The organism is Streptomyces cupreus, from assembly GCF_014257025.1.
In the GTDB taxonomy this organism is placed as follows: Bacteria; Actinomycetota; Actinomycetes; order Streptomycetales; family Streptomycetaceae; genus Streptomyces; species Streptomyces cupreus.
The window spans coordinates 200947-226104 of record NZ_JACMSF010000002.1; the positions used below are offsets into that span (position 1 = coordinate 200947).

General features: G+C 69.7%; 21 protein-coding genes. 6 read left to right on the forward strand and 15 right to left on the reverse strand.

Annotated features, from left to right (window positions below; translation table 11 throughout):
* Positions 1-5 precede the first annotated feature (5 nt).
* The 3 genes from H4N64_RS02730 to H4N64_RS02740 are packed head-to-tail and all read left to right on the forward strand — an operon-like array spanning position 6 to position 3354.
* Complete coding sequence (locus H4N64_RS02730; RefSeq protein WP_186280436.1) at positions 6-1079, forward strand: molybdopterin-dependent oxidoreductase; 1074 nt, start codon at positions 6-8, stop codon at positions 1077-1079.
* 44 nt (positions 1080-1123) lie between these two features.
* Positions 1124-2506, forward strand: a complete 1383-nt coding sequence (locus tag H4N64_RS02735; protein WP_186280437.1) for an MBL fold metallo-hydrolase — start codon at positions 1124-1126, stop codon at positions 2504-2506.
* Positions 2503-3354, forward strand: coding sequence for a sulfurtransferase (locus H4N64_RS02740; protein ID WP_186280438.1), 852 nt, complete (start codon positions 2503-2505; stop codon positions 3352-3354). Before H4N64_RS02735 ends, H4N64_RS02740 begins: the two co-directional genes overlap by 4 nt.
* Before the next feature lie 74 nt (positions 3355-3428).
* Here the strand turns inward: H4N64_RS02740 and H4N64_RS02745 are convergent, their stop codons facing one another.
* Both H4N64_RS02745 and H4N64_RS02750 read right to left on the reverse strand, forming a co-directional pair.
* Entirely contained in the window at positions 3429-3737 is a 309-nt protein-coding gene (locus tag H4N64_RS02745) for an antibiotic biosynthesis monooxygenase family protein (RefSeq protein ID WP_186280439.1), read from the reverse strand.
* A gap of 235 nt (positions 3738-3972) precedes the next feature.
* Positions 3973-5091 carry a tyrosine-type recombinase/integrase gene (locus H4N64_RS02750; RefSeq protein WP_186280440.1) on the reverse strand — a complete coding sequence of 373 codons (1119 nt, stop codon included), beginning with the start codon at positions 5089-5091 and terminating at the stop codon, positions 3973-3975.
* A gap of 783 nt (positions 5092-5874) precedes the next feature.
* Between H4N64_RS02750 and H4N64_RS02755 the strand changes: the two genes are divergently transcribed.
* Both H4N64_RS02755 and H4N64_RS44770 read left to right on the forward strand, forming a co-directional pair.
* The gene (locus H4N64_RS02755; RefSeq protein ID WP_186280441.1) at positions 5875-6093 is read left to right on the forward strand and encodes a hypothetical protein; all 219 of its coding nucleotides are present in this window, start codon (positions 5875-5877) and stop codon (positions 6091-6093) included.
* A gap of 85 nt (positions 6094-6178) precedes the next feature.
* A complete protein-coding gene (locus H4N64_RS44770) occupies positions 6179-6334 on the forward strand; it encodes a PIN domain-containing protein (protein WP_260859508.1) in 156 nt (51 codons plus the stop codon).
* A gap of 129 nt (positions 6335-6463) precedes the next feature.
* Here H4N64_RS44770 and H4N64_RS02765 read toward each other — a convergent pair whose 3' ends face one another.
* Positions 6464-7594 carry a hypothetical protein gene (locus H4N64_RS02765; protein WP_186280442.1) on the reverse strand — a complete coding sequence of 377 codons (1131 nt, stop codon included), beginning with the start codon at positions 7592-7594 and terminating at the stop codon, positions 6464-6466.
* A 311-nt stretch (positions 7595-7905) separates the two neighbouring features.
* Here H4N64_RS02765 and H4N64_RS02770 point away from each other — a divergent pair, with 311 nt between their 5' ends.
* Complete coding sequence (locus tag H4N64_RS02770) at positions 7906-8610, forward strand: UPF0158 family protein (protein ID WP_186280443.1); 705 nt, start codon at positions 7906-7908, stop codon at positions 8608-8610.
* Between the two features lie 11 nt (positions 8611-8621).
* On the opposite strand, the gene H4N64_RS02775 is transcribed toward H4N64_RS02770, so the two are convergent.
* The 12 genes from H4N64_RS02775 to H4N64_RS02830 all read right to left on the reverse strand — a co-directional run bounded on the left by H4N64_RS02775 (position 8622) and on the right by H4N64_RS02830 (position 24991).
* On the reverse strand, positions 8622-8936 hold the full coding sequence (locus H4N64_RS02775) for a hypothetical protein (protein ID WP_186280444.1): 315 nt from the start codon (positions 8934-8936) through the stop codon (positions 8622-8624).
* 846 nt (positions 8937-9782) lie between these two features.
* Positions 9783-11186, reverse strand: a complete 1404-nt coding sequence (locus H4N64_RS02780; protein WP_186280445.1) for a cytochrome P450 — start codon at positions 11184-11186, stop codon at positions 9783-9785.
* Positions 11187-11190: 4 nt separating this feature from the next.
* Entirely contained in the window at positions 11191-12336 is a 1146-nt protein-coding gene (locus H4N64_RS02785; RefSeq protein WP_186280446.1) for a terpene synthase family protein, read from the reverse strand.
* Between the two features lie 60 nt (positions 12337-12396).
* Positions 12397-13473 carry a polyprenyl synthetase family protein gene (locus H4N64_RS02790; protein WP_260859509.1) on the reverse strand — a complete coding sequence of 359 codons (1077 nt, stop codon included), beginning with the start codon at positions 13471-13473 and terminating at the stop codon, positions 12397-12399.
* A 326-nt stretch (positions 13474-13799) separates the two neighbouring features.
* Positions 13800-16547: an AAA family ATPase gene (locus H4N64_RS02795; protein ID WP_186280448.1), complete on the reverse strand. Its 2748-nt coding sequence runs from the start codon at positions 16545-16547 to the stop codon at positions 13800-13802.
* A gap of 666 nt (positions 16548-17213) precedes the next feature.
* A complete protein-coding gene (katG, locus tag H4N64_RS02800) occupies positions 17214-19433 on the reverse strand; it encodes a catalase/peroxidase HPI (RefSeq protein ID WP_186280449.1) in 2220 nt (739 codons plus the stop codon).
* Positions 19434-19466: 33 nt separating this feature from the next.
* On the reverse strand, positions 19467-19904 hold the full coding sequence (locus tag H4N64_RS02805) for a Fur family transcriptional regulator (protein WP_186280450.1): 438 nt from the start codon (positions 19902-19904) through the stop codon (positions 19467-19469).
* Positions 19905-20082: 178 nt separating this feature from the next.
* Positions 20083-20610, reverse strand: coding sequence for an NUDIX hydrolase family protein (locus tag H4N64_RS02810; RefSeq protein ID WP_186280563.1), 528 nt, complete (start codon positions 20608-20610; stop codon positions 20083-20085).
* 42 nt (positions 20611-20652) lie between these two features.
* A complete protein-coding gene (locus H4N64_RS02815) occupies positions 20653-21843 on the reverse strand; it encodes an amidohydrolase family protein (RefSeq protein WP_222108437.1) in 1191 nt (396 codons plus the stop codon).
* Entirely contained in the window at positions 21803-23203 is a 1401-nt protein-coding gene (locus tag H4N64_RS02820) for a type I glutamate--ammonia ligase (RefSeq protein ID WP_186280452.1), read from the reverse strand. Before H4N64_RS02820 ends, H4N64_RS02815 begins: the two co-directional genes overlap by 41 nt.
* A gap of 43 nt (positions 23204-23246) precedes the next feature.
* On the reverse strand, positions 23247-24059 hold the full coding sequence (locus H4N64_RS02825) for an SAM-dependent methyltransferase (RefSeq protein WP_186280453.1): 813 nt from the start codon (positions 24057-24059) through the stop codon (positions 23247-23249).
* Positions 24060-24211: 152 nt separating this feature from the next.
* On the reverse strand, positions 24212-24991 hold the full coding sequence (locus tag H4N64_RS02830) for a hypothetical protein (RefSeq protein WP_186280564.1): 780 nt from the start codon (positions 24989-24991) through the stop codon (positions 24212-24214).
* Between the last annotated feature and the right edge of the window lie 167 nt (positions 24992-25158).

Below are 25158 nucleotides of genomic sequence, written 5' to 3' on the forward strand. Positions count from 1 at the left end.
GCGAGATGACTGGAGGGATCCAGCCCCGGGGGCCCGGGACCCTCGCGCCCGAGACGGTGACGGCCGACCCGTACAACGCCCAGACGCCGGCGGCCGCGCTCGCCGAACGGACCACGCCCGTGGACGCGCTCTTCGTCCGCGATCACTTCGGCATTCCGCGGCTGGAGCCGCGGTGGTGGCGGCTGAGCCTCGGCGGCCTGGTCGAGGCACCCTGCGCGGTCGGGTACGACGAACTGTCGGCGCTCGGGTGGCGTGAGCTCGATGTCGTACTGGAGTGTGCCGGGAACGGGCGCGGTCTGATGACTCCACGCCCGCCGGGACTGCCCTGGGGCGAGCGGGCGGTGGGCTGTGCCCGCTTCGGCGGCGTGCCGTTCCGGGCAGTCGCCGCGCGGGCCCGGCCGAACCCCCGGACGGTCGAGTTCGTGTTCACCGGCGCGGACTCCGGCGACGAGCACGGCCGCCGGGTGGCCTTCGAACGCAGCCTGCCGCTGGAGGTCGCACTGCACCCGGACACGCTGCTCGCCACCCACATGAACGGGGTGCCGCTCGCCCCCGTCCACGGGGCCCCGGTGCGGCTGGTGGTGCCCGGCCGCTATGGGGTGGCCGATGTGAAGTGGCTGGTGGGGGCCAGGGCCGTGGCCGAACCGTTCACCGGGGTGTTCCAGACGGACGAGTACGTCTACCGCGATGCACGCGGCACCCCCGAGGGCCCGGTCTCGACCCTGCGCGTCAAGTCGCTGATCACCGCCCCGGAACCGGACGCGGTCCTCGTCCTCGGCACCGAAGTGATCGTCCGCGGCTGGGCGTGGTCGGGCGGCGTACCCGTGCGGCTGGTCCAGATGCGGGTGGACGACGAGGGCTGGCACCGCGCCGCACTCGGCCGGCCGAGCGGACCGTACGCGTGGACGGGCTGGTCGCTGCGCTGGACCCCGCGACGGGCCGGGCGCCACCGGTTGCTGGTCCGCGCGACCGACGCGCGTGGCGAGACGCAGCCGCTGCGGGCGCCGTGGAATGCGATGGGTTACGGCTGCAACGCGGCCCCCAGCGTGGAGGTACTGGCCCGGCGACGGGCCGACTGACCTCCGGAACGCCCAGGGAACGGCGGCAGGACAGGCTGACTGACATGGACGAGTACGAGATCGGGATCGTCACCACCGCCCCGCTGGGCGACACCAGCTACCTCCTGGTCAGCGGTGACGAGGCCGCCCTGGTCGACCCCCAGAGGGACTGCTGGGGCCTGCTGGCCGACTGCGCTGCACGCGGGGTGCGGGTCCGGTACGTGCTGGAGACGCATGTGCACAACGACTACGTCTCCGGTGCCCTGGAAGTACAGGCCGCCACCGGGGCCACCGTGGCCGGTCCGGCCCGGGCCGCGTACGCCTTCGACCACCTGCCGATGGCCGAGGACGACGAGATCGTCGTCGGCGACCTGCGGGTCCGGGCCATGGAGACGCCCGGCCATACCGCCGAGCACACCTCGTACCTGGTCTTCGGCGACGCCCAGCTGGCACCGCAGGCCGTCTTCAGCGGCGGCAGCCTGCTCGTCGGCAGCTCGGGCCGCACCGACCTGTCGGGCGAGCAACGGACCGAGAGCCTGGCCCATGCACAATTCCGGTCGCTGCGGCGGCTGGCGCTGCTGCCGGACGGCACCCTGGTGCTGCCCACGCACGGGGCCGGCAGCTCCTGCTCCGCCGGCCCCGCCTCGGCCGACCGGACGACGACGGTGGGCGCGGAGCGGCGCACCAACCCGGCCCTGGCGGTGGACGAGGAGAAGTTCGTCAGCGAGCGATTCGGTCTGCCCCCGTACCCGGCGTACTACCGGCACATGGCCTCGCTCAACCGGGCCGGTCCCACCGTGCTCGGCGGTCCGCCGCACGGTTCTCGGCCGCTCACGCCGACGACCGTCGACCGGCTGACCAGGGGCGGGGCGCTGGTGGTCGACGCGCGCGAGCGCCGGGCGTTCGCCGCGGCGCACCTGCCCGGATCGCTCTGCGACGAGCTGGACGACAGCTTTGCCGGTCAGGTGGGCCAGGTCGTGCCCTTCGGTACACCCCTGGTACTGGTCCTCCCGGAGCCGGTCGCCGACGCGGCGGCCGAAGCGGTGATCCAGCTGCTGCGGATCGGCTACGAGCGGATCGAGGGCTACCTGGACGGCGGGATCGAACGATGGCAGGCCGAGGGCCGCCCGATCCGCTCCTTCCGCGCCGCGGACGCGCACGAACTGCTCTCGCTGCTCGTGCGCGACGCCCGGGTGCGGGTTCTCGACGTCCGCGCCCCGACCGAGCCCGGAACCATCCCTGGAGCACTGGCCATCCCGCTCGGCGAACTGCCCCGGCGGCTTGCCGAGATCCCCCGGGACCGCGACGTGTGGACGGTCTGCGGTCGCGGGCGGCGCGCGGCCGTCGCGGCCAGCCTTCTCGACCGGGCCGGCATCCCGGTCACAGCAGTGGTCAGGGGCGGGGCACGGGACCTGACGAACCCCACCACAGAAGGGAGAACAGGATGAGCACCAACGGCTACGCACATCCGGAGACACTGGTCAGCACGGAGTGGCTGGCCGACCACCTGACCGACAAGACGCTGCGGATCATCGACGTGGACGAGGACACCAGCGCCTACGAGCAGAGCCACATCCCCGGCTCCGTCGGCTGGAACTGGACGACCGACCTGCACACCGAGGTCGGCCGGGACTACGTGGACGTGGACGGCCTGGGAGAGCTGCTCGGCGCGGTCGGCACGACGGACGACACCACCGTCGTGCTCTACGGCGGCAACAACAACTGGTTCGCGGCGTACGCCTACTGGATCCTGCGGCTGCGCGGCTTCGACAAGGTGAAGCTGCTCGACGGGGGCCGCAAGAAGTGGGAGCTGGAGAACCGTCCGATGACCCAGGAGGTCAAGGACTACCCCCGCACCTCCTTCCAGGTGACCGGGCAGGAGCACCCGGAGATCCGCGCCCTGCGCGACGAGGTGCTGGCCAAGGAGGACACCGGCATCGGCCTGGTCGACGTGCGCTCGCCCGAGGAGTTCCGGGGCGAGAAGCTGGCACCCCCGCACCTCCCGCAGGAGCAGGCGCAGGTGCCGGGCCACATTCCGCACGCGGCGAACGTCCCCTGGGCGCAGGCCGCCAACGACGACGGTACCTTCAAGTCCGCGGCGCAGCTCCGCGACCTGTACGAGGGCAAGGGGCTCACCCCCGACAGCGAGGTCATCGCGTACTGCCGTATCGGCGAGCGCTCCTCGCACACCTGGTTCGCCCTGCACGAACTGCTCGGCTACCCGGACGTCAAGAACTACGACGGCTCCTGGACCGAGTACGGCTCGCTGGTTGGCGTGCCCGTGGAGGTGGGGTGAGAACCCGGCTGACGGCGACTCGATGCACGGCCTGGCGGCAGATCTGCCGCCAGGCCGTTGCGCTGATCACTGGATCAGATGGCGCGTACCAGTTGGTAGCCGGCGCCCTGCATATCGATGCAGAGTGCACGGCAGCTCCCGAAGTGCTCGGCGAACTCTGGCTTGTTCTTCCATGCCCCCATCGCCTCGGCATCCCGCCAGGACGCGAAGGACACGAAGTGGTCCGGGTCCTGCAGATCGCGGATCAACCGGGCCGCCTCGAAGCCGTCACTGGCCCGCTTGGTCCAGGTGAGGAACTCCGTCCAGCGGGCGATGAACTCCTCGGCCTTGCCGTCGGTCACCCGCCAGTTGCCCGAAGCCCAGTACCTGCCCTGTTCCTGCATCGTGACCACCTCGCTCCTAGTCCGTGGCCTGTCTCCCGACGCTAGGTCGCGGACGTTCCCCACGCGTTCCCCCGAACGCAGATCTCGGCCATCACCGCCGCGGACGGCACGACAGGGGTGGAGCAGCACGCGATGGTCGTCGCCCAGCGACGACAGCAGGCCTGTTGGGGCGTTGACAGGCAGACCGTGAAGGCAACGAACCGGATATGCACAGCGGTTGGCGGCACGCTGGCGGTCAAGGGGTCGCAGGTTCAAATCCTGTCGTCCCGACCAGCTTTGATGCAGGTCGGAAGCCGTTCTGCCGCTTACGGGAGGGCGGCTTTTCGCGTTCCCGGAGGGCTGGTGGTCGCAGTGTGGTCGCAGGCCGGAGTTGGGGACGCGTCGCGGTGGTGCAGAAGGACGGCGGGGCGGGGGCGCGGAGCCGGTGGAGGGCTTCGCGGAGCCGTTGGATGTGGTCGCGTGGTGATCGCAGTCGCTTCTGCCGGGCCTGCCGGTCGGCCTTCTGCTCGGCCAGTGTGAGGGTCTGCTCGATGGTGTCGACGGCTTCGCGGGCGGCTTGCCGGGTGAGGTGGCTGTAGATGTTGGCCGTGGTCGACACGGTGGAGTGACGCAGGGTCTTGGAGACCACGGTGAGCGGCACACCGGCGGTGATGGTCAGGGTGGCTGCCAGATGCCGCAGATCGTGAACGGTCACCCGGGGAACACCCGCTTCGTCGGACAGTCGCCGGAGCCGGTCCAGAACGGCGCTGGGCCGCAGTGGCCAGCCGTCGGGTCGGCGGAAGACCAGCCCAGTGAAGGGGGCGCTCGGGTCGCTGTGGGCGTGGGCGCTGGAGCGGGTGCGGTGCTGGAGGGCGGCGGTGACGCGGGGTGAGATGGCCACCCAGTTCTTGCTGGAGCGGGTCTTGGGGGCGGTGATGGCGAGCCGGTTGTTGTCGATGGCGGAGAGTGTGCAGCGCACGTAGAGAACGCGTTCGCGTAGGTGGACGTCGTCCCAGTGCAGGCCGAGGGCCTCGCCCTTGCGCAGGCCGGTGCCGATGAGGAACTCGAACAGGTCGGCCATGTCCGGGTCCGCCTGGTAGCAGTGCCGGAGGAAGCGGACCGCCTCGTCGGCGGTCCAGATCCTGCGTTCCGGCGCGGGTGGCCGCCGCAGGGCCGGAGGGCTGGCCGGATTGTGGGCGAGGCGGTGCTGGTGGACCGCGTCCCCCAGCGCGCTGGAGAGCGTGGCCAGGCACCGGTAGAGGGTGGTGCGACCGCGGTCGGCGGAGAGTTGGCTGGTGACGAATGCGCTGATGTGCCGGTGCCTGAGTTCGTCCAGCTTGAGGCTGTCGAAGGCGGGGGCGAGATCGTTGTGCACGTCGTCCCGGTAGCGGCCATGGTGGTCGGCTTGAGTACCAGCGCCTTGGCCGTCAGCCAGGTGTTCAGGTAGTCGGGACGGCCTGGATCGGGTCGGCGTCGAACCCGCCGGCCTCGCCTTCCAGGAAGGTCCGCACCGCGGTCTCCGCGGCGTCGTGGCTGGTGAAGCCGCCTCGCCGGACGGTCGTCCGGCGGTGGTGTGGTGCGGGGACGTCGACGGCGAACGTCCACGTCCCGTGGTGATCGTCGGTGAGCAGGCGGGGGCAGGGCTCCGAGCCGGCGGCGGTGGGCGTCTCGGCAGCCGCACCCTCGGTAGACGCGGCCGCGGTCGGCGGTAGTACGCATGACGATCGCCTCCAGGAGGCGGAGGGAGGGCCGACACTCCCAGCTCGTGCGACCACATGCGACAACTAAACCTCCCATGCCTGCCGCGACCAGCGCGTTTCCCTTGGCTGTGCGCCAAGGGAAACGCGGCTCGGAAGTCTTACGTGGATCGCCTCTTCCTCCTGACCTTGATCACCAAGGTCAGGGTCGGATGAAGGTCACAAGTGGGTCAGATTTGAGCGACGCCGAGAGGCTGAGGAAGATGAGAGCGACGGTTCACGGGGCAAGACGCCGCCGCTGCCGTAGGGCGCGATGCAGACGCGGCCACGGATGCCGCGGACGCGGCGGCGCTGTCGGCGGAACCCAGCCCGGACGATGAACCTGGAGCCTGCTGACATGGTCACGGGCTCGGGATGCCAACGCTATCGTGGACGTACTGCGTGGCGGAGAGGAAGCGGCCATGACCTCGGCGTACGACTACAGAGAACTGCACGAGCTCATCGATCGCCTGGAGCCCGAGCAGGCGGAGGAGCTGCATCGTCACGCCCTGCGTCTGGTGAAGCCCGCGCCGAGTCGGTTCCGGATACTGCGGAGCTTCGATGGCCCGGCGACCGATCTAGGCGCCCGGGCGAAGGACATCGCACGGGCGGAGATCGGCGAGGACGATGCTGATCGTTGACACCGGACCGCTTGTCGCCTTCCTCAACCGTAACGACCCTGATCACTAGCGGTGCGCCGAGTTACTGGAGTCGTACGACGGTGACTTGCTGGTCACTCCGTATGTGCTGACCGAATGCTGTTATCTGGTCGGGAAGTATCTGGGTGCCGAGGCTGAAGTCAACCTGGTGGAGTCTGTGGTCGGCGGTGATCTCGTGCAGGTGTTTCCCGATGCACGGGATTCGCTGTGGCGGAGCGGCTGAAGCTGACGGATGTCGCGACGCTCGACCACCGGCATTTCCGGGCCCTCGTGCCCGAGCACGTTCCTGCGTTCACACTGCTTCCCTGAGGAGTCCTGCCCGTGCTTCCTCGGCCCCGTGGCAGTGGGGGCGTTACCGGAGACTTTGGCGGTCGAGGCGGTGGATGAGGCCGGGGCGGCGTTGGTAGTGCTCGCGCAGGCGGGTCAGGCGCTGGTGGAAGTCGGTGTCCCGTCCGGTGTGGGCGTAGGCGTCGCGCAGTTCCGCAAGGAGGGCGACGGCCTGGTCGTAGGCGGTGGTCTTCTTGGTGGCGATGTGCGCCTCGATCCGCTGCCAGGCGGACTCGGCCTCGTGCGCGAGGGCGGTCAGGTGCCGGGCGCGGGCTTCGGCTCGTTCGTGTTCGGCGTGCTGTCTGCGTTCGGTGCGCAGGGTGTGGGCGGCGTCCAGGAGTTGGGCGGCGGAGCGGCGCCCGGGGATCGCAGTGGGGGCGGTGGTGCCGCGCAGGCGGTGCAGGAGGTCGGTGCGCAGCTGCGGTTCGGGGTCGAGGGCGAGCCGCAGGAGCAGGGCGTCTTTCTCCTTCTCCGGGAGGGCGGCAATCAGAGGCGAGAGTTCCGTCTTCGTGGGATCGGCGGACTTCCTTGGGCTCGGTGGGCTGGCCTGGGTCGCGGCCGCGAGCAGATCGGCGTCCACACGCAGGAAGTCCGCGAGCGCGCGCTGCGGGGCGGTCAGCTCGCCGAGGCCGACCGGGACGGGCGGTTCGGGGCAGGACAAGTACTCGTTTTCGTCGTCGTCCTCGAGTTCCCAGGCGGCGAGCGCGGAGAGCCACGCGAGGTAGAGGGGGCGCAGGTCTCCGGTGGCGAGTTCGTCGCGTACGCCGATGAGGGCCGCCAGTGAGTCGACGGCGCCCTCGATCCAGTCGCCGCCATCGTCCTCGCTGGTGAGGTCGAGCAGGAGGTGGGTGCGGGTGGTCCGGGCGTCGATGTGGTGGTCGAGACAGTACGGCTTCACCGTGGGCAGGGCCAGGGCTTGCCTGGGCAGGCGGAGCATCAGGCGGTGGGTGCCCCAGTTGGTGACGTACAGGTGGGCGTCGAAGTAGCGCTCCACCATGCGGCGCGGATTCCCGCGCAGGTCACCCCAGTTGTAGGTGTTGGTGAAACTGGTGGCGGTGATCCGGGCCCGGCTGGAGAGGGCCCGCAACTGGTCCTGCCCCTCGCGGCTGAGCGGGCGGTCGAGGGCCTGGAACTCGTAGTACTGGTACTCGCTCACACGGCGGACCCTATCGCCGCCGCTGGTGGGTGGGCTCGGACGGAGAGCGTGCAAGGCGGCCGGAGTTGACCGGACGTCATACTCAAGGGTCCTGGGGTGAGCGGAGGCGGGCGGTTCCGGGGAGGCTTGGGCTATGGCGGCGATGTGGATGAGGCCACGGCTCCGGGCCGAACGTCGACGGCCGACGTCTGAAGGGGACTTGTCTGCCGTGCTCACCGGCGCATTGTCGCACCGGAGACGATGGCGCTCGCAGTGCGCCATGGGGGCCCTGTTCGAGCACAGCCGAGAACTTGGGGAGTAGCCTCGCGGGCATGACCCAGGCATGGACCGACCACGCGCTGAAGGCACTCCGCGCCAGCTGCCACACCGCCGACGGCCCGTCCCTGCTCTCCCTGCTGCGTACGCATGACCCCGCCGGCGTGCTGCAGCAGTGCGGGGACGCACTCACCGCAGCCGTTTCCCGGGCTGTGCCCGGCGCCCAGGAGACAGCGACCGCCTGCACCACCACCTTGCGCGAACGGGGCTGGCCCGGCGACGAGGTCCTCGCCCGGCAACTCGACACGGCGGGCGGCGATGCCGGCCGCATGCTGCGGCCGCTGCCGGTCGACCTGGAGGAACTCTCCGGTCTGCTCGAAGGCGACCCGGCCTGGGGCGATGGCCGCATTGACCTGGACACCGGCGAGTGCCGAGCCGCCCTCGCGGACACCGATGAGTCGTGGGACGAGAACGAACCGGACGGCACCGAGCGGTGGCTCCATGTCCCATGCGCCGGATCGCGCGACGCCTACCGCGACATGGAGGACTTCATCGCCACCCTCGACGACCAGGACCTCGCCCGCTTCCTCGGCATCGCGTTCCAGGGCCCTGGGGCGTTCCGCCGTTTCAAGGACATGCTGGCCACGTCACCGGCGCAGCTGCAGCGGTACTGGTTGTTCTCCGCGGAACGGCAGCATGGCCGGGCCCGGACCTGGCTCGCCGATCAGGGCTACCGGCCGGCGCTGCCGACCGGCCATTGACCCGGGCGCTCTTACGGTCCCCAGTGCCGATAGCCCTCGATCCACTCGGCCCCCTCGGGCGCCGGATCCGGCAACGGAAGGTCGAGAATGCCGATCGCCTGCCGGTGCCTGCCTCGCGTACAGACCGCCACGATCTGGCTGCCGGGCAGCAGGTCCACCTTCTTCACGGTGACCTCGACCCCGAGAACGACCGTCTTGAATGGGACGGCCAGATGCTCTGCGAGCATCGTGAAGAGGCCCGTGAGCTGCTCCTCGTCGGCGTAGGCGTCCACGGTGGCCTGCTCGACCAGCTCGTCGAGCTCCGCGTCACTCAGCTGTCCGGCCACAGGGAACACGGTACCGGCGGAGCCCGCAGCTCCCCTCGCTCGGTCAACCACCGGCCGCTCCACCCTGAGCCACGGCGGTCCTTCCTCCGGCCCCAAGGGCCAACGTGCCGCCTGGTAACGCGTACCGACTCCCCAGCGCCCACCGCGGATTGGGGCCGAGAGGTATCGACTGCACCGGCTGATCAGCTGTCCGCTCGCGGTGCCTACCGAAGGCTGCCGGGCCCCATGGCCCTTGAGCAGGAGACCAGCCATGTTTCTGCCCTATACGCCCCGCAGGCGTCGTCGCCTGCATGCTTCGCATACCTGATAACCAATCAGTTCTTTGCGAGCGCGTGTGGGGGAGCCGTACCAGGCCACAAGGAGGGAGGTCGGCCACGGATGCTCAGAGCGCAAGGGCCGTTCTCATCCGCTGACTTGCCTGCTCTCGGCTGAGGCGTGGCGATGGAAGCGTTCGCAGTGGCTCCCATCGATCAGGGGAAGAGGTTCGGGAGGCGACGAGGCTGCCCGGCGGGGGTCTGAAAACACAGGTTCAAATCCTGTCGTCCCGACTTGCGAAGTAGCAGGTCAGGGGCCGTATCGGGGCATGCCGATACGGCCTCTTGATCTGGTGCAGGAACATCGGGGCGACTGCGAGCGGGCCCTTGACCGCTGACAACGCCCTGGGGTGCTGGGGTACGGAAGACGTCGGACGGACCGGGTACCGGACCCCTGTCGGACGCGATTACGGTCATGACCGGTGACTCCGGCTCAACAGTGATCATCGGACGGCGGCGCGGTGAGCGTCCACGGCGAGCGTGCCGCTTGAGTGCCGGCGCCGGATGTTTTGGGGACCAGCTGGGGACCGGTTTACTCCCTGCTGAGTGGGCCGGGCGGGGCGGAGCTGCCTTGACGGCGTCGCTCGGGGATCATCGGGAGGGGGCCGGTGCTCAGGCTCGCCTTTGGCTCTGGTCGGATGCTCGGGCCCGGGTGGGGCTTCAGACGCCAGCCCGAGGCGACGGCGGCCAGCACAAGCGTGGTCTCGATCGTGGCGAACCTGTCGCCAATGCATTTGCGGCTGCCGCCACCGAAGGAGTTCCAGGCACCCCGCGGTACGGTCTTGGCCCGCTCGGGCAGCCAGCGGTCGGGGTCGAACCGTTCGGGGTCGGAGAACAGGGCCGGGTTATGGCCAAGGGCGTAGAAACTGAGTGCCACGGTGGTGCCCGGGGCCAGTCGGAGTCCTGCGAGCTCCGCCTCGCATGTGGTCGACCGGGTGAGCAACCACGTGGGCGGGTACAGGCGCAGTGCCTCGGTGACGACACGCTGGGTGTAGCCCAGGTGGGGTAGGTCGTCGAAGCCGGGCCGGCGGCCGGGGAGGACGCTGTCGATTTCACGGTGCAACCGTGCCTCGGTCTCGGGATTCTCGCCGAGGAGGTGGTACGTCCAGGCGAGGGTGTTCGAAGTGGTCTCGATCGCTCCCATGAGCAAGGTCATGACCTGATCGTGGATCTCGTGCCCGGCCAGACGCTCGCCGGTTTCCTCGTCCTCGGCCCCGAGCAGGCTGGACAACAGGTCCCCGTGATCGGTTCCGGTCGGATGGCTGCTGACGGTCTGGTCGATGACGTTGCGCATCCGCTCCAGCGCCCGGTCGAACTCGCGGTTGCGCCGGGTGGGCAGCTTCTCCATCAGGCCGAGTGGCGCGACCATGCGCGTGAAGAATCCTCGCGTGATGACCGGGAGACAGCGCTGTATCTCGTCGACGGCCCAGTCCTCGATCCGGGTCGAGAACAGCGTACGGACGATGACGCGCGCCGTGAGCGCCTGCATCGCGGCGTGAACGTCGAGGACACGGCCTTCCTGCCATGAGTCGAGCATGGAGGTGATCTCGTGGTCCATCACGGCGGCGTAGCCGGCCATCCTTTCCTGGTGGAAGGCAGGCTGCACCAGCCTGCGCTGACGCCGGTGTTCCGCCCAGCAGGACGTGGCCAGGCCGTTCCCCGTGAGGAGGCGGACCTTGTCGAACATCGGGCCGCCCTTGTCGAAGGTGCGTGAGTCGCGGAGGACCTGCTGGACCAGGTCGGGATGGCAGGCCAGATACATCCGGCGTGGGCCCAGCCGCACCTCCACGAGATCGCCTTGGGCCGGCAGCGCGGCCAGGAACTCCAAGGGCCGACGCCGCAGCGGTAACGCATGGCCGAGCAGCGGGAGTCCACCCGGGGCCATGCCCCTGGTCGGTGGGCACGATTCCGCTCGCGCCTCGTGGCTCGTCGTCATCTCTTCAGCTCCTTCGGGTGTGGATCCTGACGGCCTTGGTTCGCCGCTGTTCCGAGGCGGGACCGGCCTGGGGCAGGAATCTGGCGATCGGAGCGGTGAGGCTGACCCACCCGGAGGTGGAGCCGTCCCACACGGATCCATCGCCGAAGTAGCGAGGGGTGAGGTATTCGTACTCCTGGCTGCCGGCGAGTAGATGATCGAGCCCCTCGAGGTAGGTGCGGACGTCGGTGTGGGCGCCGAACGGGCCGTACCGCACGGCGTCCCGGGCCGCGATATACGCACGCTCATGGCGCTCGGCCAACTCGCAGACCGCGTCGACGGCCTGCTGGAGCGTCAGCCCGTTGTGGCGGCGCAGCACGCGGACCGCGTTCATGGGATCCCCCAGTTCCTTGCGCAGGGACAGCACATCGTTGACGAGGATCAACTGGCGCATCGCGTGGGCGTGCACCTTCGCGAACTGTGGTGATGCGGCCAACTCCGTCATGTCGACGGCGAGGGAGTATTCGGTGAGCAGCAGGATGAAGTCGCAGCCGAAGCTGTCCCGTCGCACGGCCATGTAGGTGTCGTAGTCCGGAACCGAGCCATTCAGTTGGTAGGGAAGCTCGCTGGCGACTCCTCGCAGGAAACTGCTCATACTTGTCCTGAACCGCTCGACTTGATGTGGCGTCAGCCCCGCGCTGATGCGCAGCCACAGGTCCCGGGCCGCCGGTCCGAACGGGGAATTGTCGCTCATTCCGGGTTCGATCACGGCCGCAAAGTCGGCGATGATCCTGTCGAAGACATCGCGTGCTCCGCAATGGCTGGCTCCCAGCCCGGAGTGGTCCGCTGCCATAGTGTCGATGACGGCGACGAAATGGTAGAAGTCGGCGAGATCGAGCGCGTGTTGTTCGTCGGCCGTCGGGGCTATGAGGGGTCCGTACAGTCCCACTCGCTCGCGCAGAAATTTCAGCAGGTCCCCTTCGCCGACGAAACACCCGGACAGATATCGGCGCAGCCAGGCATTCGATCGGAACTCGATCTGCGCGGCCTTGGGGTGGTACGCCACGGGAAGAAGCCGCGGCAACTCGGGAAGGAAGAACCCCTCGGTTTTCTCGTACTCGTGCCGGGCGGGCGACGAGGTGCCGGTGCGCTGCGGTGCGATGTCAAACATGCGATCCCCTGGAGTCACGGGAGTTCTTGACGGGTGTGGCCCACACCTGCGCCGAGGCGTTCAGGAGGTACGCACGGAGGCGGAGTGAGCCAGGCGGCGCAGGGCATTGGTGGCAGGAAGAGGGAAGGGCGCACGGTCCAGCACGCCCAGGGCCCTGCGGCATCTGCTGGTGATCATCTGGTCCACCACAGAACGGGCACCGGTGGACACCAGAACGTCACGGATGGCGTCGGCCTCTTCCGCATCGAGGTCCGAGCAGCCCACCAGCGAGCGCAGCACCCTCAGTTGTGCCGCATCGGCTCGTGCCACTGCGAGCGCCATGAGTACCGTGCACTTGCCCTCGCGGAGGTCGTCGTCGACGGGTTTGCCCGTCTGCCTGGAGTCGCCGAAGACTCCGAGAAGATCGTCTCGCAGTTGGAAGGCCTCGCCGACAGGGAGCGCGTAGGCGGTCAGCGCGTCCCGGATGGCGGGACCGGATCCTGCGAGCGCGGCACCGATGTGCAGGGGGCGCTCGACCGTGTATTTGGCGGTCTTGAAGCGGCTGGCCATCAGAGCTTCCCCGACGTCGCCGGTCGGCCGCCCGGTGCCCAGAAGATCGAGATACTGGCCGAACATGACCTCGCTGCGCATCGCGTCGAGCATGGGGAGAGCCGCTTGCACCTGCGCGGGGGAGAGACCTGCCGTGTGGAACATCTCGTCCGACCATGCCAGGGCGAGATCTCCGAGCAGGATGGCGGCGTTGGTGCCGAACCGTTCCGCATTCCCCGGAGGGTCCCGGCGCCGGTGACGCTCGGCGAGAAGCCGGTGGAGAGTCAGCCGTCCTCGGCGCGCGTCGCTGTTGTCCATGACGTCGTCATGAATAAGAGCGCAGGCGTGAAACAGCTCCAAAGACGCGGCGGCTTTCACCACCGGCCTCGGAGTCTCCTTACCGCCCGCCGCGTACCAGCCGCACAGGCACATGACCGGCCGGATGCGTTTGCCACCCGAGGACAGGAAACCACGGAGTGTCTCAACCAGTTCGAGCATCTGATGGGACGCTGCCGTGAGAGATTTCCGGTCGAGAAATTCGTCCAGGGCAGCGTCTGTCATATGCCGGATCTCCGAAAGTTCCAGCGCTGAGTGATCGAGTGTGGTCAAGGTCCGATTCTCTGTGCCGATCGCCGCTCGCATGGCCCCCCCAAGGGATGCGCCGTGACAGAGGAGCTCCGGAGGGGGCTGCCGGACGGGCGTCAACAGTGATGGTTCGGGAAAATCCTCATTCCTCCAGGGCTCACGTGGAGCTTTCACTGGTCACGCGTTAGCGAAACGTGCAACGGTCCCCACGCGCACCTCGGTTCACGACCCGGTGTGTTCGGGGCGCACTCCCGGGTTCCCTCGCGCTCCCACCAGAGCGCGGCGTCGCGCGCCGGGCAGGACGCGTCCCGCTCCGGGGGAACACTCTCCAAGTGGCTGCTCCTGGGCTCCTATTTCAGGCGGCGCGGCCCCAGCCCCGCGGCGATGAGTTCGTCACGTGCCTGAGTCACCAGTGCGTCGGCACCGCACTGAACGGCGAGATCCACCCCCCGGTACAGCGACTCGGCGGCCTGCGATGCCCTGCCGCCCCGGCGAAGTGCCGTTCCCAACTCGACCAGTGCACAGGCGAGTTCGTACGAGGCGTCCGACCGCTCCAATTCCGTGACCGCACGGTGCAGGAGAGCGATGGACCCTGGACCGTCGCTCAGGCGTGCCATGACGCGTAGCGCATGCCCCAGGGCGGACGCCGCGCCGAAGCGTTCGGCCCGGTGCAGCGCTTCCTGCGCCAGTTCCCGGCCCTGCTGGACATCCGTGGCGGCGGTTGCGAGGGCGAGCTGCAGAAGCCAAGGGCACAGCCCCGGATTGCGCATTCCGTGTGCGTCGAGTCGCTGTCCCACCTGCGACAGTTCCGCTGCCGCTTCTTTTGCCATCCCCCGGGCCAGCAGTAGCTCGGCGTGGACGGTCTGTGCGTCGGGAAACGTCACGGCGGACGGGAACGGCTCACCGAGTCCGTTTTCCGCTGCCATCCTCTCCGCAGCCTCGACCTGCCCCCGGGCGAGCAGGATCTCGATCAGACTTCCGATCGCGTACCAGTGCACGGGCACGTCGGGACTCACTCGGTCGGCCAGCCGCAGCCCTGCCCGTACGAAGTCCTCCGCATCGGTGAGCCGACCGCAACGGAACCGGATGTAGCCGAGGAAGGTGTAACCGAGTGCCAGGGGAGTTCCGCGCCAGCCCTCGCGCTCGAACTCCGCGATGCCGCGGGTGAACAGTTCTTCGGCCCGTTTGGGGCAGTCGCAGTGCAGGAAGGTGAGCGCCACCAGCGCCGGGATCTCGAACCCCCAGCGCTCGTCGGTCCAGCTCATATCGTCGCTCATCGCCCGCTCGGCGTACTCCAGGGCCGTCGACACCGACTCGCCGCGTACTACGGCGTCCCACCCGCGTAGCCCGAAGAGATACCGCTCTGTTGCCTCGCGTCCGGTCAGACGCTCGGTGAGCTGGGCGAGCCGACGGGACAGTGCCGGGGCATCGTGGGCCTCGGACGTGAACGCCGCCTGCAGGAAATGTTCGGTCAGCAGCCGCAGACGGCCCCGCGCGCCCGCGGTCGTGCGGGCTTCCTCTTCCAGGACGCTCATGGCTTCGGTCATCCGGTCGCAGTACGCAAGCGCCCGCGCGAGACGGGTCGCGATGCCCTGACGCAACACGGGCGGCAGGTCGGGTTCGTCCAGCGCCGCCCGCAGATGATTGACCGCGGTCGCCGGTTCGTGTGCCAGAGCCGGCGAACCGAGCTCGTGCAGGATGGCGGCCCGCAACTCCCCGACGGGAGACTCGCGCAACGCGCGGCTGAGACAGCGGCGGGCGGCATCGGGCGCGCCCAGGCGCACGTACTCGCGGGCCGCGTCGCGTAGTTGGCGCGCCACTGCGTCGTCGCCCTCGGGCTGGGTCTCGAGCAGATGCCGCGCCGCCACTGCCGGACCCAGCCCCGCGTCGATGAGTTCCCGCGCCGCTTTGCCGTGCATGGCCACCCGAGTTCCGCCAGGAATCGACCGGTACACCGCCGTGGCAATGAGCGGATGCGTAAACTCCAGCCGCCGGCCGGGCTTGAGGATGTGCTCGGCCCGCAGCAGATCCGCTGACTGCGAAACGTTGGCCGGGCCCAGTGCGGCCAGGGAGGCCACCAGATCCAGGGTTGCCTCCGAGCTGAGAATGGCCACCGCCCAGGCGAGGCGTGTGGCGGACGTGCCCAGTTGCTCGAGGCGGTCCACCAGGCCGCCGCCCATGGTGGTGGCTGCCGCCAGGTCCCGCAGCAGCCGGACGTTCTCCCGTACGGGATCCACTCCCCGTTCGCGGATCCTGGCAACCAACTCCACTGTCTCCCAGGGATTGCCGCCAGTGACCTGCCACGCCTCGTGGCAGAAGCTTTCGTCGACGTCCGTCCCGAGCGCCCCGCGCAGCAGCGCGGAGACCGCAGCCGGGGTCAACGGCTCCAGGGCCAGCGGCCTCACCCGGTTCCGTTCCATCATGCCGCTGAACGCCTTCGCGGCCTCGGTCGATTCCTCCGGCCGGTATGCGACCACGATCAGTGTCGGCAGGTCCTCGGCCTGTCGGGCGAAGGAGGTCAGCCACGTCAGGGACTCGAGATCCACCCAGTGCGCATCATCGACGATCATGACCAACGGCCCGCGCCGCAGCGCCACATTGGTGACCAACCAGTCCAAGCCGTCCAGCACACCCTGCGGATCGGGTGCGACCCCTTCTCCCGTGGGGCACAGGCCAATACACGGCCCGATGATCGCGTACCAGTCGCCCAGCACCTCGCGCCGCTCGCTGTCGGAGTACGAGGCCAACAGCGGCTGGAACAGTTGCCGCACCACATGGAAGGCTACGCCCTGCTCCAGTTCGCCCCCCTTGGCGGACAGCACACGGCACTCGCGCTCCGCCGCGAGCCTGCGCACCTCGTCCAGAAGGGTCGTCTTACCCGCTCCCGCAGCACCCGTGAAGGCCAGCACGCCGCTCCGGCGCGGCGGCAGGCTCGCCCCGCCGGTCTGTGAACGACTGCTCAGGGCGTCCAACGCCGCCTGTGCAACAGCAAGTTCCACGTCTCGTTCAAGAGTTTTCGGGACGCCCCCCGGGTTCCGATCGCACTGTTCCCCGGCTCCCGCTTGCGTCCCCCGTTGCTGTGTCTCGGCCCGACCCACCACAACTCGTTCCCCTCGCGGCATGGTGCCCTCCGTTGCGCGCCGGGAATTCCGCCCTGACGTAGCGTATCCCTCGATCGACTCTCGGTGAGTGAGCAACAGTGCACATGTAGCGCTTGCGAGCACGTGGCACTACACTGCCGCCTCCTCGCTGCATGAGAACTGCGAACGCGTGCCACGGGTTACGGCGGCCCAGGGACCTACCGGGGGGGTGTCAAACGAACGGCCCTGTCTCGCTTTCGGTGGTGACGAAGGGGCTGATGCGGCGGCCTCCGCGGCATCGTGGCCGGAGGGAGGGCCGACGCTCCCGGTCTTGTGCGCCCACACTCTTCCTCCTGACCTTGGTGACCAAGGTCAGGAGAGCGCGAGACAGACGCGGGCCCGGATGTCGCGGACGCGGCTGAGTTGTTGAACCCACGCCGCTTCCCCGCTGCGACTGCTCTATACGCCCCGCAGCCCTCGTCACCTGCATGTTTCGGGGTTTTTCAACCGGACCGTCAGCTCGTCCGGTACGGGGACGAAGTAGTAAGGCGACGGGCCGCGCCATTCGATCACCTGGCCGGTGAAGGCGAATTCCAAGAGCTCAGCCTCATTTCGGACGGACGGACAGACGGCCGGGCCGGCCGACGGGTGTGTCGGCCGGCCCGGGTGTCGGGGTCGGGTCGCTCAGACCAGGTCGAAGCGGTCCAGGTCCATGACCTTGGTCCACGCCGCGACGAAGTCGTTCACGAACTTCTCCTTCGCGTCGTCGCTCGCGTACACCTCAGCGAGCGCCCGCAGTTCGGAGTTGGAGCCGAAGACCAGGTCGGCACGGGTGCCGGTCCACTTGACCTCGCCCGAGGCCAGGTCACGGCCCTCGAAGGTGGCCTGGTCGGCGGACGTCGACTTCCACTCCGTGCCCAGGTCGAGCAGGTTGACGAAGAAGTCGTTGGTCAGCTTGCCCGGCGTCTCGGTGAGGACACCGTGCTTCGAGCCGTTGTGGTTGGCGCCGAGGACGCGCAGACCGCCGACGAGAACGGTCATCTCGGGGGCGCTCAGCGTGAGCAGGTTCGCCCGGTCCAGCAGCAGGTACTCGGCCGGCAGTCGGTTGCCCTTGCCGAGGTAGTTGCGGAACCCGTCGGATGTCGGCTCCAGGGCCGCGAACGACTCGGCGTCGGTGTGCTCCTCGGTCGCGTCGACACGGCCCGGCGAGAAGGCCACCTCGACCTCGACGCCGGCGTCCTTGGCGGCCTTCTCCACGGCGGCGGAGCCACCGAGGACGATCAGGTCGGCCAGGGAGACCTTCTTGGCGCCGGAGTTGAACTCGCTCTGGACGCCCTCAAGGGTGCGCAGCACCTGGGCGAGCTCGTCGGGGTTGTTGACCTCCCAGCCGCGCTGCGGCTCAAGGCGGATCCGGGCACCGTTGGCGCCACCGCGCTTGTCGCTGCCGCGGAACGTCGAGGCCGACGCCCACGCGGTGGAGACCAGCTGCGAGACGGTCAGACCCGAGTCGAGGATCTTGGCCTTGAGGGCCGTGACATCGGCGGCGTCGATGGCCTCGCCCTCGGCCTGCGGCAGCGGGTCCTGCCACAGCAGCGTCTCCTCCGGGACCTCCGGGCCGAGGTACAGCGACTTCGGGCCCATGTCACGGTGGGTCAGTTTGTACCAGGCGCGGGCGAAGGCGTCCGCGAACTCGGCGGGGTTCTCGTGGAAGCGCTTCGAGATCGGGCCGTAGATCGGGTCGAAGCGCAGCGAGAGGTCGGTGGTGAGCATCGTGGGCAGACGCTTCTTCGACGGGTCGTGCGCGTCGGGGATGATCGCCTCGGCGTCCTTGGCCACCCACTGGTGGGCGCCCGCCGGGGACTGGGTCAGCTCCCACTCGTAGCCGAAGAGGATGCTGAAGAAGTCGTTGCTCCACTGGGTCGGCTTGGTGGTCCAGGTGACCTCCAGACCACTGGTGATCGCGTCGCCGCCCTTGCCGGTGCCGTAGGTGGACTTCCAGCCCAGGCCCTGCTGCTCCATGTCGGCGGCCTCGGGGTCGTTGCCGACCGCGTCGGCCGGCCCGGCGCCGTGGGTCTTGCCGAAGGTGTGGCCACCGGCGATGAGGGCGACGGTCTCCTCGTCGTTCATCGCCATGCGGCGGAACGTCTCGCGGATGTCGCGGGCCGCGGCGATCGGGTCCGGGTTGCCGTTCGGGCCCTCCGGGTTGACGTAGATGAGGCCCATCTGGACGGCGCCGAGCGGGTTCTCCAGCTCGCGGTCGCCGGTGTAGCGCTGGTCGTCGAGCCAGGTGGTCTCGGGACCCCAGTAGACGTCCTCGTCGGCCTCCCAGACGTCGGCGCGGCCGCCACCGAAGCCGAAGGTCTCGAAGCCCATCTGCTCCAGCGCGACGTTGCCCGTGAGGATCATGAGGTCGGCCCAGGAGATGGACTGGCCGTACTTCTTCTTGACCGGCCACAGCAGACGGCGGGCCTTGTCGAGGTTGCCGTTGTCCGGCCAGCTGTTCAGCGGCGCGAAACGCTGCTGCCCGCGGCCGCCACCGCCGCGGCCGTCGCTGATGCGGTAGGTGCCGGCGCTGTGCCAGGCCATCCGGATCATCAGCGGGCCGTAGTTGCCGAAGTCGGCCGGCCACCAGTCCTGGGAGGTGGTCAGCACCTCGGCGATGTCCCGTTTCACGGCCGCCAGGTCGAGGGACTCGAACGCCTCGGCGTAGTCGAACTCCTCACCGAGCGGGTTCGCGACGACCGGGTCCTTGGCAAGGATCTTCAGGTTGAGGCGCTCCGGCCACCACTGGCGGTTGCCGCCGCCCTGGGTCGGGTGCGCGGCACGCCCGTGCGCGACGGGGCAGCCCCCCGTGCTCTCCTCCGTCTTCGGGTCGGTGACGATTGCGTCGGGGTTCTCAGCCATGGCGAATCCTTCCGGGCTTGGTGGATCTCGTGCTCAGAGAGTCTGCGAAGTCGAGCAGGCGGGGCACAGGCCCCAGTAGATGACCTCGGCCTCGTCGATCGCGAAGCCGTGGTCGTCCGAGGCGGTCAGACAGGGGGCGTCGCCGACCGCGCAGTCGACGTCGGCGACGACACCGCACGACCGGCACAGGACGTGGTGGTGGTTGTCCCCGACCCGTCCCTCGAACCGGGCCGGGCTGCCGGCCGGCTCGATACGGCGTATGAGCCCCGCCGTGGTGAGGGCGTGCAGGCCCTCGTACACGGCTTGCAGGGAGATGTGGCCCACGCGGTCCCGCACCCCGGAGGCGATGGCCTCGACGCCCAGGTGGTCGCCGTCCCGGACGGTCTCCAGCAGCGCGACCCGGGCAGCCGTCACCCGCAGGCCGGCACCGCGCAGCTCCTCGGCGGTGGTCGGGGTTCCGGATGAGCTCATACGCCGAACCTACCCTCATAAACACGAACGATTCAAGAAAACTAACGGTTCAAATTTGGTGGCGCGCAGACGTCGAGGGGAGGGCCGGTCCGCGAGGCCTTGTCACTCGTACGGCAGCACCCTCCCGCACGCGACTCCATTCCGCCTCATGGCGCGCACGAGAAACAGTCCGTGACCGTCAGATCACACAGCCGACATGCGCGAGCGCCTGCTTGAGCAGCACGCCGTGGCCGCCCGGCATCTCGCTCTGCACCGCCGGGGACAGGGCCTCCTGGGGGCTGAACCAGACCAGGTCGAGGGCGTCCTGGCGCGGACGGCAGTCGCCGGTCACCGGCACCACATAGGCAAGGGAGACGGCGTGCTGGCGTGGGTCGTGGTACGCCGTGATGCCCTGCGTCGGGAAGTACTCCGCGACCGTGAAGGGCTGGAGGGAGGCCGGTACCCGGGGCAGCGCGACCGGGCCGAGGTCCTTCTCCAGGTGCCGCAGGAGAGCGTCGCGGACCCGCTCGTGGTGCAGCACGCGGCCGGAGACCAGGGTCCGGCTGACCGTTCCGTCCGGTCCGATCCGCAGCAGCAGGCCGATGCTGGTCACCTCGCCGCTGTCGTCGACGCGCACGGGCACGGCCTCGACATAGAGGATCGGCATACGGGCGCGAGCCATCTCCAGCTCGTCGGAGGTCAGCCAACCGGGCGTGGTTTCGGTCATATCAGACATTGCTTGATCATACTTTCCGGGATCGACGCGCGCTCAGTCGCGACGGGGGACGGTTTCGGAGGGAAGTCCGTACAGGCGGCGGGCGTTGGCGGAGCCGGTCCACCGGACGATCCGCAGCGCGTCCGGCAGGCTCAGCTCGTCGGCCTCGACACGGTCCTGGAGCAGCGCGCCGAGACCCTGCCGGAAGGACAGCGCGCCGAGCAGGTAGAACTCGGCCAGACCGTAGGCGTCGGAGCTGTACAGCAGCTTGCGGAACGGGGTGATCTCCAGCGCCTCCTCCAGGACCGCACGCGCGCGTGCGGGACCGACATGGTGCAGGGTCAGGCCCACATCGAGATACACCTGCTCGAACACGGCGGCCAGATAGGCGGCCTGGCGCTGATACGGCCAGCAGTGCAGGAGCAGTACGGGGATCGTGCCGGCGCTCAGATGCAGCCAGTCCGTGAGGTGGGCCGGGTCCACGCGGTGCATCCGGATGTCGTTGTCGCCGAACCCGGTGTGCAGTTGGAGGGGCAGGCCGAGATCGACGGCCGTCCACAGCAGATGCCGTACCAGCACCGGATCGGCGAGGCGTCCGCCCGTAGCGAGCCAGCGCCGGGCGGCCTCGGTGACCTCCGCGTCCGTGGGGCGCGCCGGGTCCAGATCGAAGCCGGTCCGGTAGGCGGCGACGGACTTCACCGCCACCACGCCAGGCTGTCGTACGGCTTCTTCGGCGGCCGCGCGGAAGGCGGCGCCGTACGCGTCCGGCTCGACCCCGGCCCGTACGGTCGACTCGGCGACGTTCTCCAGTCGTACGACCTCGAAGGCGCTGCCGCCGACCGCCTCGGCCAGTTCGTGCGGGGCGGTGAGGGGGTGCGGGGTGTAGCCGGTGTCGACGCAGAAGACGTCGGTGGCGGCGGCGGTGAGGAAGCGCCGGTTCACCTCCCGCGGGCCGAGTTCGGCGCGCCGGGCCAGGTACTCCTCGGCGGGCGCGTGCCGGGGCAGGTCCAGCAGGGGTGCGCAGTGGCGGCGTACCGCCACGCCCACCGGGGTGTCGAACGGGGAGATCCCGGGCCAGGGCGCGCCCTCGGTCAGCAGTGACTCGAAGCCCGGGCGGTCCAGGCCCTCGGTGACCACGCCGTGGCAGTGGTGGTCGGTCAGTGGCTGGGCGGCGAGGGTCTCGTGGACCGCGGTGGCCGTCACGTCAGTACCGCCAGCGGTACGCCGCCGCGATCCCTGCCTCATCGAGCCCGTCGACGGCCGCGATCTCCCCTTGTCGCACGGCGATCACCGCGTCGGCGAGGACCGGCCCCAGCGCGGTGCGCAGCACCTGGTCGCCGCGGAACGCCTCCACGGCCGCGCCGAGCGAGGTCGGCAGCCGGCGCACGCCACGGGCGTGGGCCTCCTCGGCGGGCAGGTCAGCGGGGTTACCGGTGATCTCCTGGGGCAGGGCTTGGGACTTCGCCATGCCGTCGAGACCGGCGGCGATGACGCAGCCGAGGGCGAGGTAGGGGTTGGCGGCGAGGTCGACCGGCTTGATCTCGATGTTCGCCGCCTGGTCCTGGAGGCCGCTGGTGCCGGTGATCACGCGCACGCCCGCCTCGCGGGTCTCCCGGCCCCAGGCCGTGAACACCCCCGCCCACTGGGAGGGTTTGAGCCGCAGATAGCTGGCGGGGCTGGGTGCCGTCACCGCCGTGAGCGCCGGTAGGCGGGTGAGCACTCCGGCCGTGAAGGACTCGGCATCGGCCGTCATGCCGTGGCGGCGGTCGCCACCCGCGTGCAGATTGACGCCGTCGCGCCAGGCGGAGAGATGGAGGTGGCCGCCGTTGCCGACGCCCTCGGCGAAGACCGCGGGGGCGAAGGAGACCACCAGGCCGTGGCGCTGGGCCACCGCCCGGATCGTCTGGCGCACCAGCACACTGCGGTCGGCCGCGGCCACCGGGTCCAGCGCGCCCACCGACAGTTCGAACTGCCCGGCCGCGTACTCGGGATGGATCTGGTCGACGTCCACGCCCTGCTCGGCGAGCGCGGCCAGCAGTTCGGCGGTGCACTCGCTCAGCTCGACCTGGCGGGTGGCGCCGTACGCCGGACCCGTCACCGCGGGCACGAACTCGCCCTCGGCGGCGGGGCCGTGGCCGACGGCCCACTCGATCTCGATCGACGCCCGGAAGGCGATGCCCTGGCGGGCGGACTCCGTGAGGAGGTGCCGGAGGAAGGTGCGGCCGCAGCCCGGATGCGGGTCGCCCTCCTGGGTGATCCGGTCCACCGGGGCCCACGCCCAGCCGGGCTGTCCGGACAGCACCACCAGGCGGTCCAGGTCGGGGTAGAGCCGCAGATCGCCGTCCGGGGAGCCGAGGACGTCGGTGGTGACGATGGAGTCGTTCGCCAGGAACGTGTCGAACACCGGGGACATCCCGACCCCCCAGGCCGCCGCCGAGGGCAGCTTCGCCGTCGGGACCGCCTTCACCCTGCCGATCCCGGCGGTGTCCACATAGGCCAGCACGATTCCGTGCACGCCCCGCCCGGACAGCTCCCCGCTCAGCGCGGTCGCCCGCTCGATGTCTCCGGGACGCCCTCCGGGCACGGGATCGGCAAGGGTGGTCATGCGTTCTCCTCGTCGAGCTGGGCCGCGAAACTCGCTGTGGGCGTCAGGGTTTCACGGCCACGGCGCCGTACTGTGGAACCACCACGGGAGAGTTGGACTCGGCACGCCACGCCGAGCAGGACACCAGGCCCGGTTCGAGGAGCTCCAGACCCTCGAAGAACGTGGCGATGTCCGCGCCGCTGCGGGCGGTGATCGGCGGAGTGGCGTTCTCGTTCCAGAACTCCATCGCCGGGATCTGCCCCGCGCCGCCCACCTCGTCGTCGTGGGTGGGATGGGTCAGGACCAGGAAGCTGCCGGAGGGGACCGCCGCCATCACGCGGTGGACGATGTCCCGGGCCTTGTCGATGTCGAGGACGAAGTTGAGGATGCCCAGCATCAGCACCGCGACCGGCCGAGTGAAGTCGAGGGCGTGCGCGGCGCGTTCGAGGATCGCCTCCGGGTCGTGGACATCGGCGTCGATGTAGTCGGTGACGCCCTCGGTGGTGCCGGTGAGCAGGGTGCGGGCGTGCAGGAGCACGATCGGGTCGTTGTCGACGTAGACGATCCGTGCGTCCGGGGCGACGCGCTGGGCGATCTCGTGGGTGTTGTCCGCCGTCGGCAGGCCGGTGCCGATGTCCAGGAACTGCCGTACCCCGCGCTCCTCGGCGAGGAATCGCACCGCCCGCCCGAGGAACTCGCGGTCCGCGCGGGCGATGTCCCGGATGATCGGGAACATTCCGGCGACGTGCTCGGCGACCTGCTGGTCGACCTCGTAGTTGTCCTTGCCGCCGATCCAGTAGTTCCACACACGCGCGTTGTGCGCCACACCGGTGTTCAGCTTCGCCGACTCGTCCGCCGGGGTGTGGCCTTCGGTCACGACTCGTCCTCTCCTCGCACGTACGGCCGAAACCGGCCGTGGTGGCCATTGTGCCGTCCCTTGATCACTCTGTCTCCGGAATCGGCACAGGATCGGCGGCGGTTGGGCTGCGGGAGGGTGAACTCAACGGAAAATCGGCGGAGTTCGAGCGGTCACGGCGAAGGGGTCTTTCCCGCCTGTACGTCCTTCAGGCGCTGGGTGCCCTTCTCGACGGCGTCCTCGACGGAGTCGTCCTCGCCGCCGTCCAGGCCGCCCGCGGTGACCGTGATCGCGTCGGAGCCCACGCGTACGGCGGCCACGTCCAGGGTGAGCGTGGCGGGCGAGCCGTCGGCCGTGCCCTTGACGGTGACGCGCAGGCCCTGGCGGGCGTCGCCCTCGTCGGGCAGCGAGGTCTCGATCACCTGGACGGTGCGCTCCTCGCCGGCGTCGTCGGTCGCGGTGAACTGGTCGCACTTCACCGGCAGGGTCTTCAGCCAGGCCAGGGAGGCGCTGAGGGCGGCCCGGTCGTAGGCGGCGACCTGGTACAGCAGCCGGGAGTCGCCCTGCTCGAAGCCGCGCAGCGCCGAGGCGCCGGAGGGCTTGCCGAGCAGGTCCTCGCTGTAGAGGCGGTCCAGGAGCCGCTGGCAGTCGGCGGCGTCCGCCTTCGCCGTGAGGAAGTCGGCCACGTCGACCTGGCCGACGAGCAGGGAGTCGCGCCAGCCGGAGGCGTCCTCGACCTGGGTCCAGTCGTCCTCGATGTCGGACTCGGTGATCAGCGCGGCTTGGGCTCCGGCCTCGGTGAGTTCCGCCGGCGCCGCGGTGGTCTGCGCGGCGAGCGGGGAGGCGGCGACGTCCGCAGCGCTGTCACTGTCGTCCGAGCAGGCGGCGCAGGTCAGCAGGGCGGCTGCCGCCAGGGCCGAGGCGAGGGCGTGGACAGGGCGGGAGCGGGTCATGGCGGGGGGCCTCCTGAGAACGTGACACGTTCCCTCAGCGCACCACCGGCCCTGCGGTCCCACCAGCCGCACCGGCCCGATCGGGTGAGCGGGGTGATGGACGAGGGCGATGGCGGCGGCGCCCTCGCCGGAGGCGGTGATCAGGACGGTGCCGTCCAGCGATGCGT